Annotated in this window: 9 protein-coding genes; 4 read left to right on the forward strand and 5 right to left on the reverse strand. The window is 59.4% G+C overall.

What is annotated here, in order from left to right:
- Positions 1 to 62 precede the first annotated feature (62 nt).
- On the reverse strand, positions 63 to 2,450 hold the full coding sequence (locus LKE90_RS10515) for a putative bifunctional diguanylate cyclase/phosphodiesterase (RefSeq protein ID WP_291494544.1): 2,388 nt from the start codon (positions 2,448 to 2,450) through the stop codon (positions 63 to 65).
- A 341-nt stretch (positions 2,451 to 2,791) separates the two neighbouring features.
- On the opposite strand from LKE90_RS10515, the gene LKE90_RS10520 reads away from it, so the two are divergent.
- Positions 2,792 to 5,176, forward strand: a complete 2,385-nt coding sequence (locus LKE90_RS10520; RefSeq protein WP_291494543.1) for a TonB-dependent siderophore receptor — start codon at positions 2,792 to 2,794, stop codon at positions 5,174 to 5,176.
- 626 nt (positions 5,177 to 5,802) lie between these two features.
- On the opposite strand, the gene LKE90_RS10525 is transcribed toward LKE90_RS10520, so the two are convergent.
- From LKE90_RS10525 to LKE90_RS10535, 3 genes are all read right to left on the reverse strand, one after another.
- Positions 5,803 to 6,081, reverse strand: coding sequence for a hypothetical protein (locus LKE90_RS10525; protein ID WP_291494542.1), 279 nt, complete (start codon positions 6,079 to 6,081; stop codon positions 5,803 to 5,805).
- 133 nt (positions 6,082 to 6,214) lie between these two features.
- Positions 6,215 to 7,807 carry a bifunctional aspartate transaminase/aspartate 4-decarboxylase gene (locus LKE90_RS10530; protein ID WP_407066111.1) on the reverse strand — a complete coding sequence of 531 codons (1,593 nt, stop codon included), beginning with the start codon at positions 7,805 to 7,807 and terminating at the stop codon, positions 6,215 to 6,217.
- 92 nt (positions 7,808 to 7,899) lie between these two features.
- A complete protein-coding gene (locus LKE90_RS10535; protein ID WP_291494540.1) occupies positions 7,900 to 10,869 on the reverse strand; it encodes an ATP-dependent DNA helicase in 2,970 nt (989 codons plus the stop codon).
- Positions 10,870 to 11,522: 653 nt separating this feature from the next.
- Here LKE90_RS10535 and LKE90_RS10540 point away from each other — a divergent pair.
- The gene (locus tag LKE90_RS10540) at positions 11,523 to 13,091 is read left to right on the forward strand and encodes an L-lactate permease (RefSeq protein WP_291494539.1); all 1,569 of its coding nucleotides are present in this window, start codon (positions 11,523 to 11,525) and stop codon (positions 13,089 to 13,091) included.
- 223 nt (positions 13,092 to 13,314) lie between these two features.
- Positions 13,315 to 14,325 carry a hypothetical protein gene (locus tag LKE90_RS10545; RefSeq protein ID WP_291494538.1) on the forward strand — a complete coding sequence of 337 codons (1,011 nt, stop codon included), beginning with the start codon at positions 13,315 to 13,317 and terminating at the stop codon, positions 14,323 to 14,325.
- A gap of 107 nt (positions 14,326 to 14,432) precedes the next feature.
- Here the strand turns inward: LKE90_RS10545 and LKE90_RS10550 are convergent, their stop codons facing one another.
- On the reverse strand, positions 14,433 to 15,347 hold the full coding sequence (locus LKE90_RS10550) for a LysR family transcriptional regulator (RefSeq protein WP_291494537.1): 915 nt from the start codon (positions 15,345 to 15,347) through the stop codon (positions 14,433 to 14,435).
- 173 nt (positions 15,348 to 15,520) lie between these two features.
- On the opposite strand from LKE90_RS10550, the gene LKE90_RS10555 reads away from it, so the two are divergent.
- Entirely contained in the window at positions 15,521 to 16,681 is a 1,161-nt protein-coding gene (locus LKE90_RS10555) for an iron-containing alcohol dehydrogenase (protein ID WP_291494536.1), read from the forward strand.
- Position 16,682 lies beyond the last annotated feature (1 nt).

The following is a 16,682-nucleotide window of genomic DNA, read 5'->3' on the forward strand; positions in this document are numbered from 1 at the left end:
CCATGTTCCGCAGTGTCGCCACTTACACCACGAACAGAATCCATAAGCCGGGGAGCCCCAATTCAGATGGCGGGTGACAGATTCTCAAGAGAAGCGATCAGTCTGGACGCCTGAGGCTCCGGCATCGGGCGTCCGAGCAGGAAGCCCTGCATCTCGTCACATCCATGCTCCGTCAGCAGGGAGAGCTGCGCGCCGGTTTCGATACCTTCCGCCGTCACCCGCAGCTTGAGCTTGTGACTCATCACAATGATGGACTCCACGATGGTCCACGCATTGGGGTCATTGGTGATCTTGTTGATGAAGGAACGATCCACCTTCACCTTGTCGAATGGAAAATTGTGGAGGTAGGCGAGGCTGGAATAGCCGGTTCCAAAATCGTCCAGCGCCACACGAACCCCGAGCGCCCGCAAATCCCGGACCAGAGCCAGCGCCTTGGGCACATCCTCCATCAACAGCGTTTCAGTCACTTCCAACTCAAGACGGGCAGGCTCCAAGCCTGTTTCCTCAAGGGTTTTCATGACCACATTGACCAGATCAACACGCTGGAACTGGGTCGGGGAAAGGTTGACGGCAATACTGACGTCCGACTGCCACCCGGCCGCCACCATGCAGGCCGTCTTCAGCACCCATTCACCCAGTGGCACAATCAATCCGGTTTCCTCGGCCAGAGGAATGAAGCGATCCGGCGAAATCATTCCCCGCTCAGGATGAGGCCACCGCGCCAGCGCCTCAAAACCCGTAATGACGCCAGCGACATTGAACAGCGGCTGATAATAGATCTGCAACTCATTCCGACCCAGCGCCGCACGCAGATCAAGCTCAAGATCATGCCGCTCCCGGACGGCCGTCTCCATACCCGTCTGAAATTCGTAAACCTGCCCCTTGCCTTTGATTTTCGCCTGATACATGGCGATATCAGCGTTTTTCAGAACCATCTGGGCCGTATCGCCATCGCGCGGACAAAGAGCGACACCGATACTGACGCCGACATAAACATCATGCCCGGCCAGCGTGAAAGGCTGCCACAGGCAGCCAATCAGCCTTTTCGCCAGATGGATCGCATCTTCCACATTCGCCACCGAACGCAGGACGATCACAAATTCATCGCCGCCCAGACGGGCGAGGTAATCCGTATCCCGCAACTGCGCCTGAAAGCGGACAGCCACTTCCTTGAGAAGCATGTCGCCCGCATGATGGCCAAGGGAATCATTGACTGCCTTGAAGCCATCGAGATCAAGCCCGAGCACGGCAGATTCCAGACCGTTCTTCAGGGCGTGCTCAATAACCTGACCCAGCACATTCTCCAGACCCCGGCGATTGGGCAGGGACGTCAGGGTGTCATGCATCGCAAGATAACGGATGTAATCCTCCGCCGCCTTGCGTTCCGTCACGTCACGAATGGCGACCACCGTGGCCTGCCCATCGACATAAGGCACCTCACGGGACAGCACTTCCACAGGAATGCGTCGCCCGGCCGGTCCCAGCAGTTCAAGCTGCTCAGGTGCGCCAACCCGCTCCGCCAGCGCGGAAGCCGTGTCCTTCTTCTCCCCGAAACCACCGGCAAAAAGATCGGGAACCTTCAGAAGTTTGATGTCATTCAGATCCAGACCGGTCATGTCGAGAATGCTCTGGTTGGCATCCATCACCACGTTGTCACGACTGATCAGAATGCCCTCGAACGTGCCGTCGGCAAGATGACGCATCCGCGCCCCTTCCCGCTGCTGGGACGTGGCGACACGGATATCCAGCAGGGACGCGATGCAGAGAAGAAACACCATCGCCAGACCCCCTGACAGACACAGGACGGACAGCGGGGAAAACAGGGCGCTGTCTGGCGTCTGGATGACGGTAAGCCACTGATCGAACGGCAGGATGGAGCCCATGGACCCGAGCGGAACCAGAGCCAGCGTGAACGCCAGCAGGATACTGGCAGTCAGACGCGGACGACTCGCCAGAGGGTTGCCAAGCTCCCAGAAGGCAAACGCGCACAGCGTGGCGCCAGCAACCAGCACGCCGAGCACGACTGAAAGATCATATGCCAGCGTGGCGGGACTGACTGTCGCCACCAGAATGTCAAAAGCCGAAAACGCCAGACCGAACGCCAGAAGCGCGCCGGACATGATGACGGTTTTGATGGAGCGCCGGACATCCAGATAAAGATAGGCCGCAATCACAGCAAAACCGAAGATCAGGAAACCCGTGATCTCCGTTGTCGGTTGAGGAATCGTGCCGGAAAGATTGGGATAGGTCGACCAGAACGTATCAAAAAAGATCGTCAGGTCAGCAACGGAAACAAACAGGGAAAACAGCAGCGCCCTGCCCGTAAGCGACCATGTTTTTCTGGAGAGAAAGAAGATCGCCAGCGCCGCAAACAGAAACGCCTGCAGAATCACCGTCATATGCGAACGAACGTGCTGCTCACTGAGAAGAAATGTAAACAGCCGTTCCATGCGAATATCATTCCATCAAAGGGCACATCAGCTTTGCCCGGACTCTCGCACGCAGTTCTTAACGATCGTATAAGGTCAGAAGACGGTCTCCTTTAAAAAGAGACGCTCTCGGGGAAACAGTTCCGAGCCGGTCAGGACAAAACCGTCCCCCTCCCGCGCATCCCTCAATCTGGCCGGATGGCGGTTCGGACGGTTCGAACCTGTATTATTCCGGCAACAGTATGTGACAAATCCCCACCACCCGGAATGAATAGCTACCCGCATATATAGACAGGCATCCACCGAGGGGGGAGAAGGGGCCTAATTATATTTCTCCATTCATATTCAGGACACGTCTGCCCATGCCCTGCCGTTTCCAGAGCGCTTTCATCGCGGGAACATTCCTGTCAGTCCTGCTGACGACATCCGCGCTGGCCACCACACCGGTTTCATCTCCAAAGAACGGGAAGGCCGCCGACAAGGGAGCCGCTCACACCTCCGTCGGTTCAGGCAACAGCCCGACGAGCAGCAGGGACAAAACCAGAGCCGCCCCCATTGCCGGAATTCTCGATGGTTCCAATGGCGAAACGGTCACGGTTCACGGCCACCATGCCGCCGACGGCACCGGCGCCAAATATATGAACAAGACCGTCTATCTCGGACCGCTGGGCAACCGGGACACGCTGGACACACCCTATTCCATCATGGGCGTCCCGCATGATGTTATAGTCAATCAGCAGATTCGCACCCTCAACGATCTGGCTCAGTACCTGCCGTCCGTACAGCTTGAAATCCGCGGTGACCCCAACACGTCTCGTCCCCAGTCGCGCGGGTTTGAGGCCGACGTGGTCGCCAACTCCCGTCTGGACGGGCTGAATGTGGTTTCCACCACCCCCTATCCGGCGGAATGGGTGGATAATCTTCAGGTTCTGAACGGCCTCGCAGGCGCGATGTATGGACCCCAGAACCCGGCTGGCGTCTTTGAATACACACTCAAGCGCCCGACTGACCGCCGCACCGAGCGCCTGTCTGTCGGTGTGGATTCCATCGGCACGCCAACGGTGAACGGCGACATTTCCGGTCGTCTGGGACGCAATGGCTGGTTCGGCTACCGCCTGAACATGCTGCATGCCGACGGCACCGCCTATACGCAGGGCAGTTCGATACGTCGCGAAATGGTCAGTGGTGACTTCGACATCCATCTTGATGACAAAACGGTTATCGAACTGGATGCCAGCCACTACACCCATGACCAGCGCGGGACCGCGCCCGCCTTTGGTATTCCGGCAACCGGCGTCGGTGGCGACGGGCTGCCCACAGCACCCGATCTGGGCAAACGCCTCGCTCCGGAATGGAGCGGCTACCACATGGAAACCAACACGTTTCTGGCCAAGATCAAACACCAGATCACTGAAAACTGGAGCTTCACGCTGGGTGGCCTGTATCAGGACGCGGCCCGGCAATCCTTCGGTGTGGCCGATACGCTGTGTGACGGCGGCAAAACCTGCGGCGGACGTAAAGGCAGCGACGGCTGGTACAGTTCAAGAGCGACAGCCACGACCACGGCTGATGATTTCCGTGTCGGCAGCAACATGGCCTATTTCAACGGCCGCGTTTATACCGGCCCGATCCGGCACGATCTGGTCATCGGCACCAACGGCTACATGATGGGCAATTACAACCCGGTCGCTGCTGTGACACCGGCCCAGAATCTGGGTGTCCTGAGCATGTATGGCGCCTCTCCCAACGGAGGCACGCAGCCCTATTATCGCGGGCGTTACAAATCCAGCAGCGTGACCAGCCAGTCCTTCATTGTCGGTGACACGCTGAAGCTCAATGAGCACTGGTCGATCATGGGCACGCTTTCCTGGAGCTGGATCAGTCAGGAAGGCGCGCTGAATGCAACCAGCCCTCTGGTCAAGAGATTCAGCAAGTCGGCGGCCTTCAGCCCGACGACCAGCGTGATGTACAAGCCGACTGAAAACCAGACCATCTACTTCACCTATGGCCGGTCGGTCGAAGCCGGGCCTGTCACACCCAACAGCGCCAGCTACACCAACACGAACATCGCACTCCCGATCGCACATTCGGAAGAGTATGAAGTCGGCTACAAGCTGCGCTTTCTCCAGAAGATGCAGCTCAACATCGCCGGTTTCCGGATCACCTCGCCTTACGCCATGTATGTCGCCGCAGCCAACCCGTCACAGGGCTGTTCGGCGGGCGCCGACTGCCAGACCTATCAGTATGGCGGCACACAGCGGAACTACGGTGTGGAAGCGCAGATTTCAGGCGAGGTTCTACCTAATCTGTCCGTTCTTGCCGGTATGACATGGCTGGATGCGGAACTGGTTCACGCCCGCGTCGCCAGCCTCAACAAGAAAGAGATTGTCGGCACGGCGCCTCTTCAGGCGAGCATCCTGTTGGATTACCGCCTGCCTGCGTCCCTTGGCTCTTTCGCCTCCGGCTTCGCCTTCAATGCCGGTGTTCATTACATGGGCAATCGTGCGGCCAACGTCACCAACACGTTGCATACAGGGTCTTACACCACTCTGGAACTCGGCACGCGTTATGCATTCCATGTCGCCAGATTTCCGTGGGTCGCGCGCTTCGGCGTCAGCAACGTGACGAATGAACGCTACTGGGCATCCGTCTATACCGGTGCTCCCAGCGGCACATCAGGCGCAGCATCAACCCTGTATGCAGGTCTGCCCCGCGTCTATCACTTCACATTGTCCGCGGAATTCTGAAAAAACCTGCCGGAGGCTGCCCACGCGGCAGTCTCCAGCTTACAGGCAGGGACCCGCCAGCAATCAACGGCCTTTGCACCCGCCTCCCAACATCCCGCCTGATAAAACAACAGAACATCTGAAACGCGCTCTGATTGAACAGAGCGATTGTCGGTGGAGCATATCTCCGTAGAGACGGAAGCATGGCAGTCTGTGCTGTTTGACGAACGGAAAGGGAAGCCGTGGGCTGTTTGCAGAACTCGCGATGAAATTTCACGGCACCACATGAAAATTCTTTCCATATCAGGAAAGTTTTCAACGACAGTCGCCGTAGAAATCATAATCTTGTCTTACCCTGAACAGGCGTGGCGATAAGGCTGCCCCCCCTTCACCAGATATCAGGATTAAAGCTGTGATCTCCAGCCCAGCGGGAAGATCGGGGCTCAATCCCGGCACACGATAACAGGCCGTCACTGCCTTTTCGTTCCGGCAGGCCCTGCTTCTTTCCACACTCTCGGGCTTCTTTGCGGAAAGCCTCCGTTATCCCTCCGCCCCCGAACCAAGCCCGGCATCGGAGTGATATCCGACGGGATCGAGAGATTTCTCTCCCTGTCCTGCAAGCAGCAATCCCGGGACTCTGCTGTCTCTCAGAGAGACACACACCATTCGGCGGGCAGGCTTTGCTTCACAGCGGCGCGGGCCTGTAGATCGAGGTCCAGAACAAATTTGAGCACCGTTGCGGACAGACGGATCATGTCTTCCGTGGTCTGATCCTCTTCCGCCAGATTGCTGGCGCACTGTCCTGCCCAGGCAATGATGACCGGATCGGTTGAGGCAAACTGCGAGATACAGGCGCGGAGTTCTGCCAGTTCTTCGGTTGCGGGCTGTCGGACATCGCTGTCCGGGTGATGATCCTGAAATTCCATGGATTGGTTTAACCCCTTGCGGCAACGATTTTTCGTTACAGCAAGGGTCACAGAGAAGACTTAGCATTGTGTTAAGTCGGACTCCCACCTCAGGGAGTCGGGCCTGCCCACCCATAAAAAACCCGGTTCGACCTCAGTTACGGGTCTTCAGGAACGCCTGATAATACTCATCGGCCATTTTTCGCAGCGACCGACCGATCGACACGTACTGATACTCATCCAGATTGGCCAGCGAAGCGCGGGCTGCGGGACGCTGAAGACCGAACCCCTGCCCCGGCAGCAGAACGATCCCCGTCTCGTCGGCAATGCGGAACAGAACCTCACTGGAACTGGAGCGTATGGCCATCCATTCGGCAAACTCATCGCCATACAGCGTGCGGCAGATGCTCTTCAGATCGAGCATGGTGTAATAGTTGACCCCATTGGGATCGTTTGGCGGCGCAACGCCGAGCGCCCTGTAAAGCGTCGCCTCACGACGGCGGAGCAGGTTCTTGACCGTCTGCTTGTAGTGATCATGCTCGTCCATCAGGCAGAACAGGCAGAACATGACCATCTGCACCTGCTGTGGCGTGGACAGGCCTGCCGTGTGGTTCAGCGCCACCAGACGGCTGTCCGCCACGATCCGGTCAAGGAACTTCAGATTGCCGGGGTCAGTCGTCAGGCTGGAATAACGCTCCGCCAGTTCTCCGGTAAGTTTCGCCGGCAGTTTACGGACAAGCCCGTCGATCGCGTTGTCCTTGTGCATGCCGATCACACCGAGACGCCAGCCCGTCGCCCCAAAATACTTGGAGAAGGAATAGACAAGGATCGTATTGAGCGGACAGACGGCGAACAGAGAGCGGAAGTCGTCGGCAAAGGTGCCATACACATCGTCGGTGATGATGATCAGATCCGGACGGTCGTTCTGTACGATCTCCGCGATGGCCTGCATGGACGCATCGTCCATCTTCACCGCGGTCGGGTTACCCGGATTGACGCAGAAGAAAATCTTGACCGCAGGATCTTTCAGTTTCTCAAGTTCTTCCTTCGGATACTGCCAGCCTGTCTCCTGCGTGGCGTGAATGCCGATTTCCTCAAGCCCGAACTCCTCAAGATGCGGAATTTCGATATAGGGCGAGAAGATCGGCATACCGAGCGCCACCTTGTCGCCCTTTTCGATCAGCCCGTTCTGCTTCAGCGAGTTGAAGATATACGCCATGGCCGACGCGCCACCCTCGACACCGAAGAAATCCACCTCCTCCCGCGCCAGCGTGCCCCCGGTCATTTCGTTCAGAACGTAATGTCCGGTAATCTGCTCGCTCAGCGGCAGCATGCGCGGCGGTGTGGGGTAATGACAGCCCAGAATACCCTCCGCCATCTCATGCAGAAAGGCGGCTGCTGACAGACCCATCTGATCCCGCACATAGCTGATCGCACGGGTCAGAAAACGAATGCCGTCCTGCCCGCGTTTTTCGGACAGGAAGCGGTCGAAACGGTCCTCGATCCCCTCCATCCGGGCATGTCCGCCAATCCCCGCCGTCAGATAGGAAAAGGACCGCTCCGATTCCGCCAGCGCGAACTGCCCGAAATGAAAGAAGGCGGACCGGGGTAACGTCGCCAGAAAATTCGGGTTGCCGCGACCGGCGTTGAGCATGGTGCGTCCCGACTTTCGGGTGGCCATACGGATGAGCTTGTCCTTCAGCTCAAAAGGGCTGAGGTTCTTGAAGCGCCTGTTGTCGGAAACCATCATTCATTCCTTGTCAGTGCAGACTGCGCCGGACCGTTTCTGTTGAAACCGATGCTGCCCCAACGCGCGCGGAAACAGAACCCCCTGTCCGCTCAATCATCTTTTGCAAAAAAGGCTTTAATCTCCTCCACCGCCGCCGCGATCCCGAGCCGATGCGGTATCACACCAGAGGGAAAGGCGCTGAGCAGCCGGGAGGGTGCGCGGCGGTCAAGAAGAACGAACACGCCGCGATCCGTACGCGTCCGGATCAGACGGCCAAAGGCCTGCCTGAGACGCAGGCGCGCCAGACGGTCGTCATAAAGACGGGGATTGCCCTGTGAGAGATGCATCCGCCGCTCGCGGTGCAGGATATCCGGACGCGGCCAGGGCACACGCTCGAACGCGACAAGACGGAGCGCATGACCCGGCACGTCCACACCGTCGCGCATCGCATCCGTGCCGAGCAGGCAGGAGTCCGTCTCCGTGCGGAACACATCAACCAGCGTGGTGTTATCCATCGCATCGACATGCTGCGCGTAAAGCGGAATACCTTCTTCCTCCAGAGGCGCCGCGATCCTGCGATGCACCATCCGCAACCGCTCGATCGCCGTGAACAGCCCGAGCCCTCCACCACCGGAAGCCAGAAAAAGCGCCTGAAAGGCCGCAGCCAGCGTTTCAGGATCGTCGTGCGCGACATCGTTGACAATGAACACGCGGGTCTGGCGGGAATAGTCGAATGGACTGGCGAGAGAGGCCCGCAACGCGGGAGACGGCAGATGGCTCGCGCCGACACGCGCTTCCGCCGCCTCCCATATCCGCTCAGCCTCGGCGGACTGATCCGTGTCCGTCTCGTCACGCAGGGTCGCGGAAGTGATGAGAAGACCGTGCGCGGGCGCAGCCAGCACAGCGGCGAACGGCAGGGTCGGATCGAGCCAGTGCTGGTGCAGGCCGACATCCTGCTCGCCCCGCCGCTGCCCCTCCCGCGCCTCAAGGCGGATGAACCGGATGAACTGAGGCGGCCCCACCTCGTCGGGCGGGGTGCAGAAGGTGGTGAGCATCGACACCCACCCGTCGAGACGCCCGATGGCGCGACGCTGCAAAGACCGGATCATCGCCTCGATACGGGCGCGGGCGGCGGTGTCAAGAGTGTCCGTGTCCTCGCGCAGCTTGTCTTCCAGCCGGTTGACGAGCGTGCGAAGCGGCTCGGCAATACGGCCCAACGCCCGGGCGAGTGTATTGGCAGCCTCGCCAAGCCCCTCGATCATGGGATGCAGATCACACTCGCTGCCATTGCGGCGCACCGGCCCGTTCCCGACCGTTCGAGCCAGCACCTGATCGCGCAAGAGATGCAGCAGCGTCTCAGTGGGGTTGTCGAGCACTGGTTCAACCAGTTGCACGGGGGCGGGTACAGGGAACAGCGACGCCGTCACATCGTCCGGTTCGGGCGGCTCTTCAGGCCTGTCCGCCTGCGGTTCAACCCAGAGTCGCCCGGACCAGCCCGGCGCGGGCAACGCCTTCGCGGCCAGCAAGGCGGCATCAAGCGGAGTCTCAAGACGCGGATTTCCCGCCACCAGATCGTCAAGACGGCGGCGCAATCCCCTCGCCCGCGAGCGGCTGCCCTCCGCGCCGAGCAGCCAGCGGCGGAGCTCCGCCGCTTCCAGCCCGGAAAGTTCGAGCGCAAACGCCCCATCCGCCGCGTCAGCCAGATGATGCCCCTCGTCGAACACATAGCGCGTGGGGATGCCGTCCTCGTCGGGCACAGCTTCTTCCGGTGCGGCCTCCGGCTGGTCGCCCTGCTCCAGCGCAGGTAAACCCTGCGACTGCGCCCAAGCCGCCTGCGCCATGACCAGCGCGTGATTGGCGATCACCAGATCCGCATCCTGCGCGCGTCGGATGGAATGTTCCACGAAGCAGCGCTGATAGTGCGGGCAGGCGCCGTGAATACACTCGCCACGCCGATCGGCTGTGGCGGCCAGCACGCCATGACCAAGAATATCGCCGAACCAGCCGGGCAGATCGCCGCCGAACAGGTCGCCTTCCATCGTCGCCATCCCCCACCGGGCCAGCAAAGCGAGCGCGATGACCGGACCCGGACCACGCGTGGGAGCGATGTTCACCGCCTCTTCCATGTTGAGCAGGCAGAGATAGTTCTCACGCCCCTTGCGCACGACCACATGGTTACGCCGGACGGCGGGATCGGGATGCAGGCGAGCTGTTTCCGCCTCGATCTGGCGCTGGAGATGGCGTGTATAGGTGCTGACCCAGACCGCGCCGCCATTGCGTTCGGCCCAGAGACTGGCGGGCGCGATATAGCCGAGCGTCTTGCCCGTGCCGGTTCCGGCTTCCGCCAGCACGACACGCGGAAAGCCCATCCCCTCGCGCGGGGCGAAGGCATGGGTGGCGACGTCGGCGAAGTCAGCCTGTCCCACCCGGATTTCCGCATCAGGTCCGAGAATCTGACTCAGCCGGGTCCGGGCCTCGGCCGGTGTGACGGGGTTGGAGCCGGGCGGCGGACGGCGGGCCGTATCCTCCCATTTGGGAAGCTGATCCCAGATTCTCAGCGCCTCACCGGGCTGCATCGCGTCACGCGACAACGGACTGGTGATCTCCAGCGCTTCCATGACCGCGCCGCTCCAGATCCAGCCGGTCTGGGCCAGACGGGTGGCGAGAGCCGCGAGGAACGGACAAGCGGGTGTGTTCTTCAGGGCCCGCAGGTCAGTCAGCAGACGGGCGGCCAGATCCGGCAATGTGTTTGCTTCGACGCGCCGTCCATCGAGGTCGCCGAGCCCCAGTGCGATGGCCAGCCCACGCGGCGTGGGCGCGACGGAACGGGCCGGATGCACGAAGGCGAACAGTTCCAGCAGATCGAACCACGGAGCCGGTTGTCCGGGGGGCGGCATGCCCAGCATCCGGGCCGTCGCCGGGGCGTGCACGACCAGTGGCGCTGGCTCTTCCTGTAGAAACTGCTTCGCCCGCGTCCGGTTGAGCGTCAGCAACTCTCCGTCAACGGTGAGGCAGGAGAAGAAGCCATGACCAGCGACAAGAGCGGGCGCTTCATACGGGGAGGGAAAGGCGGCGGACATCTGGCCCGCAGTCTAGCGCAGGATGACAGCAGCGCAATCCGGGTTATCCCGCGGCACCGGGACGATACTGGAGATCCTGCACGCGGCTTTATACGTTACCCCGCAAGCACCCAGACGGATACCCAACTGTTGAAGAGATTTTCATATCATTCAGAAAGAACAAGGAATATTCAAAATTCTGTTTTTCTTCCATACGCGTTACAGGAACAAACTCGCCATCATGATTAAAACGGCCCGGCACGCTTCAGTATTGATAGCCAATCGCGGCTGATGATCTGGATCACATCTGGTTCCTGCAATCAGGATTGCAAGTCCCACCAAACCGTCTCAGGCGATGTGAGGCGACATGGACACCTGTTGTGGAACCATTACCGAAAAAACCGACGCAGTTACGGAAACAGGAGGAGAAACTTTCCACGCTATCCTGAGCGTTGCCGATGGAACGCATAGCAAAAGCTGGGGCCGCTGATATTGGGAATGTGGCAATGGTTTTCCGGATAACCGGCGCACCAATGTAACCGGACCACGACAGACGAACACTGGCGGCTTCCTCTATCTGGCGAGTAGCAACATTACATGATCCGTGCCAATAGAGAGCAATAATAAGATCGGAGATAACCGGCACCATGTATGTTCAGCAATTGACACCAGTCATGGGCAGCGTTTCGCTATCCTGTCTGGCTGCCGCCACGCCAATCATCGTCGCCCTGTTCTGTATGGGCGTCATGAAATGGGCGGCCTGGAAATCAACCTTTCTCGCGATGATCGCGGGTGTGCTCATCGCTCTTTTCATCTGGCACATGCCTCTGAAACTGGCGGCTCTCAGTATTTCATATGGCGTGACGTTCTCCCTGTTTCCCGTGATGTGGATCGCCCTGACGGCAATCCTTCTCTTCAACCTGACAATCGTCTCAGGATATTTCGATACGCTCCGGGCATGGATCACCGCCAACCTTCCGGAAGACCGGCGTATTCTGCTTGTCGTCATCGGCTTCTGCTTTGGAGCGCTGCTTGAAGGTATTGCCGGATTTGGCTCTCCTGTCGCGGTGACCAGTTCACTGCTGATCGCTGCCGGTTTTGCCCCCCTTGAAGCCCTGACATATGTGCTGATCTTCGATACTGCGCCAGTTGCCTTTGGCGGGCTGGGAATCCCGGTTACGGTTCTCGGGTCCGTTACAGGATTGCCAGCATCCGAACTCGGCGCCGTCATCGGGCATCTCCTCCCTCCCATTGCGCTGATCCTGCCGTTTTACGTCATGGCTTTCTATGCGGGAGCGAAATCTGTCAGGGCCATCTGGCCAGTGCTGCTCGTCGCAGGAGCCAGCTTCGCATTCTGCCAGTTTTTTGTTTCCAATTTCCTTTCATACAGTCTTACCGACATCGCCTCCTCAACGGTGTCCCTTGTCGCAACCGTTGCCTTTCTGAAGTTCTGGCAACCCCGACCAGACCGCTCTTTCAATATTTCGTGGAGTGATTCACAAACCCCGGCCCACCCCGCACGGGCTCTCTGGCGTGGCTGGCTGCCATGGATCATCGTCACCTGCGTCATCATCGGCTGGGACATGCTCAAGCTGAACACCATAATGGCTTTTTCCATCCCGTGGCCCGGCCTGCACAAGAATGTTCACATTTCTCTCTACAACACTGATTATGCCGCCATATGGAAATTTGAACCCTTTGGTACAGGAACGGCAATTTTTATTTCAGGCATACTGTTTTCCGTATTCTGTCGCATCTCACCGCGAAAATATGTCGAGGCCGTCATCATCACGCTTAGACAGGGCTGGATCGCCGTTGTTTCCGTGGCCCTTACACTCGGCCTTGCCTATCTGATGAATTATTCGGGCATGACCTATACGCTCGGCTTCGGAGCCGCCTCGTCCGGACCGTTTTTCTATGTTCTCTCTGTACTTCTTGGCTGGGTCGCCGTGTTTCTCACCGGCAGCGATACCTCCGGCAACGCCCTGTTTGGCAATCTTCAGGTCAGCGCCGCACGAAGCCTGCATCTCAACCCGCTTCTTTTCGCTGCCGCAAACTCAGCCGGAGGCGTGATGGGTAAAATGATATCGCCCCAGAACATCGCGACAGGCGTCGCCGTCACCAATCTCAAGGGACGTGAAGGCGATGTTCTGAGAAAAACATGGGCGCATTCAATTGCTCTCAGCATGCTTCTGGTCGTCATCGTCATTGTCTATCAGTGGTTGGGCACGCTTCTCCATTAGCCTGAGACCCGCATCAGGACGACACCGATCAGCCTCCGGAAGCAGGGGGGGGGCAATACCATCTGTGGATGCCATTGCCCCCTCGCCTCTGTTGCGGCCTCCAGAGCAACCTTCATCACGATGCCCTCGTCGGAAACCGGCAGGACCGAAAGACTGGTGGTATAATTTCCGGCAGTATACCTTATAGTGAGCGTCACCCCACCCCGGAGGAGAGGTTCACACCATGCTGCCAGATTCTGCCCTCAAGGCCTTCCTGCCGGTCCTGCTGCTCGCCGGTCTGTGCACAGGCGCGCAGGCAGCAGAGGTGGAGATCAATGCTTCCGCCACAACAGTCACCAAAGGTCTGACGCGCAAACCGCTCTTTCCCGTTCACCTTGAACCGGGACAGAGCCTTGTCGGGATAGACGGCTATGTGGAAACCACCTCTCCTTCCGAACAATTCAGCGAAGCCCTGATCTCCCTGCATATGGCAACGTCTCCCGCCTGTCCGACACAGGCAGAGGATGTTGGAGATTATGCCGCCATCAACGCGCACTTTCCGAACATCACGCTGGCGGCTCCCATCGTCAAACAGAACGCGCCAGACCATCAGCGCATTCCTGTGCATATCCACCTCGCCAGACCATTCCCGCTGAAGAACTGCCTGTTCGTCATTCTCGACGGCTCGGATTTTGTCGGCAAACCCTACACGATGACGGCGCATCTGCATGTGACCACCACACCCACGCAGCCATCTCCGGAATCTTTTGAACTCAACGGCTCCATGTCGGATGAATTCCTCATGTCTCCACAAAAGCATGAAACAGCCTACAAGGTTTATCATGTACCCAAAGACAGGATGATCTTTTCAATCGACGGCAATGTCGCGGCAGTCGCCGGTCCGGGAGTGGTGTTCCGGACCCCGCTGCACTGGTGGGTCGTGTCTCATTCCGTCTTTCTCGAACATGGCGGCTGCCCGCAGTTTCCACATGACGGCACCTATTCGGACAATCCGGCGCTGGATGCGTTCATGTTTGAACCCCAGACCACCACGCTGCACACGGCCTATCTCAAGGGGGAAGGAATTTCCTATCCCAATGCAGCCTTCACCTTGCAGCCCAAGGAACCGATCCTTGTTCATAAAGGAGATTGCCTGATTCACGGGGTAAGGGCGATGGGCGCTGACGAACCCGGCGGTCGTCCGGCGGACGGGATCAACACGGAAAGCCAGATTTTCATGGAAATGACGCCCTGAGGGAGAAAAACGCTCTTTCCATTCCAGAAAATTTCGAAAACGCTGACAACGACAGGCAAACGGACCACGAGAGCCTCTTCAAGACGACGATTATTCCGGCCGACACGTCAGGGACAGTCAGGCGGCGGCAGGAAGAACGACTGAGCGGAGCGGGTCTCATTCCGTAACACCCGGCACAGATGACCGAGCCGCGACGACCCCGCGTCATCTCCCCGCGTAATCAGCCAGTAGGTCCGCAGCAGACTGATCTTCTCCGGCAGGACCCGCACCAGACCGGGCGTTGATTCCGCAACAAAGGCAGGCAGGACACCGAGACAAAGTCCAGCCTGAACCGCCGCTTTCTGCGCCTGAATACTGGAATTCTGAATCCGGACCTGCCGGGAATCGATCCCGACCTCCGCCAGATAATCCAGAGATGGCGAGAATACGAGTTCATCGACATAACCTGCAAACCGATGATCCGCGAGATCTTCCCGTCTTCTCACCGGCCCGTGCCGCCGCAGATAATCCGGGCTGGCGTAGATGAACAGGCGGTAGTCCGTCAGTTCTTCCGCATGAAACCGGTCTCCGGATGGCCGGGTAAGACTGATGGCGAGATCGGCCTGACGGCGGGAGAGAGAAACGATCTGCTGGATCGTCACCATCTCCACCGTCAGATCCGGATTGGCTTCCAGCAGCGCGCCGATCCGTGGAGCGAGGAAAAAGTTCCCGAAGCCCTCCAGAGCGCTGATCCGCACCGTGCCCGACAGCCCCCCTCCAGCGCTGAACGCCACCTCCTGCGCTTCCCGCTCCATTGCCTCCACACCGGCCATGAGCTGTTCACCTTGTCGTGTAAGCCGATAGCCGCGCGGGTGCCGTTCAAAGAGCGTGGCATCTATTGTCTGCTCCAGAGACTGAATTCTCCGGGCGACAGTCGTGTGCTCCACACCCAGCTCCCGCGCGGCCACAGACAGCGATCCACCGCGGGAAACCGCCAGAAAATACTGGAGATCACGCCAGTCCAGCCCCCGTCTTCCGTGCATGCTTCATCCTCTCATTGCCGATATTTCAAAATATCCGTGCATTTTTGCACATGGGGTGGGCTAAAACACCAGATTTTCCGTGCGTCCGGACCGTGCCAGTCCCTTTCAGCAGCACAAGAGAGATGGAGCAGGACCGAGGTCCGGAACTCCATCCGCGAAAAGGGGAAAATCTGATGACTGCACTGGTCCTTCCACCTTTTGTCCGGCTTGGGGGCGGCGCGCTGAACGACCTACCGGACGCCCTTCAGCAGGCCGGTCTCAAGGCGCCTTTCATCATCACCGATCCGTTCATGGCTTCGAACGGCGTTCTTGAACGGGTCAGCTCCATTCTGGAACAGGCCGGTTACACGATACGGGCCTTTACGGAGACCGTTCCGGACCCGACCGTCGCATGCGTCAACGCGGCCCTCGCCATGCTGCGGGATGGTGAGCATGACTGCGTGATCGGGCTGGGCGGCGGCAGCCCGATCGATACCGCCAAGATGGTCGCCGTGCTCGCACGGCATGACACGACACCCTCCGGTCTCAAGGTGCCGCATATCCAGAACACGCCGGGCCTGCCAATCATCGCCATTCCGACAACCGCCGGAACAGGATCGGAAGCCACGCGGGTCACCGTCATCACCGATGAAGTCTCCGACGAGAAAATGCTCTGTATGGGGCCAGCCTATCAGCCGCACATCGCCATCGTGGACTACGAACTGACCCTGACGATGCCGCGCAGGCTGACGGCCGATACCGGCACGGACGCCCTGACGCATGCGCTTGAGGCCTGGGTTTCGAAAAAAGCTTCTCCCTTCACCGATGCTCTCGCCCTGAGCGCGATGCAGCGGATCTGGAGATGGCTGCCCATCGCCTGCGAGGAGCCCGGCAACCGCGAGGCCCGCGCCGCCGTGATGCAAGGCGCTTTCGAGGCGGGCATGGCGTTCTCGAACGCCTCCGTCGCACTGGTACACGGCATGAGCCGACCCATCGGAGCGCATTTCCATGTTCCGCACGGCCTGTCCAACGCCATGCTGCTGCCGGAGATCACGGCATGGTCCCTGTCCGGCGCGCCGGAGCGTTATGCAATGGCCGCTCGCGTGATGGGCATTGCCGACGCCAGCACATCCGACGACGCCGCAGGCGAGGCTCTTGTGGAAGGGCTGCGTCGCAGAAACCGGGAAATCGGAGTTCCGACGCCGAAAGAACATGGGCTGGATGTCGCACGATGGGACAACCTGCTGCCGCTGATGGCGGAGCAGGCGCTGGCGTCCGGGTCGCCCGCCAACAATCCGCGTGTGCCGACCGCACAGGACATCGTCGCGCTCTACCACCGCGTCTGGGCCGCGTAAC

The sequence above is a fragment of the Acetobacter sp. genome (assembly GCF_022483985.1).
Taxonomy (GTDB): domain Bacteria; phylum Pseudomonadota; class Alphaproteobacteria; order Acetobacterales; family Acetobacteraceae; genus Acetobacter.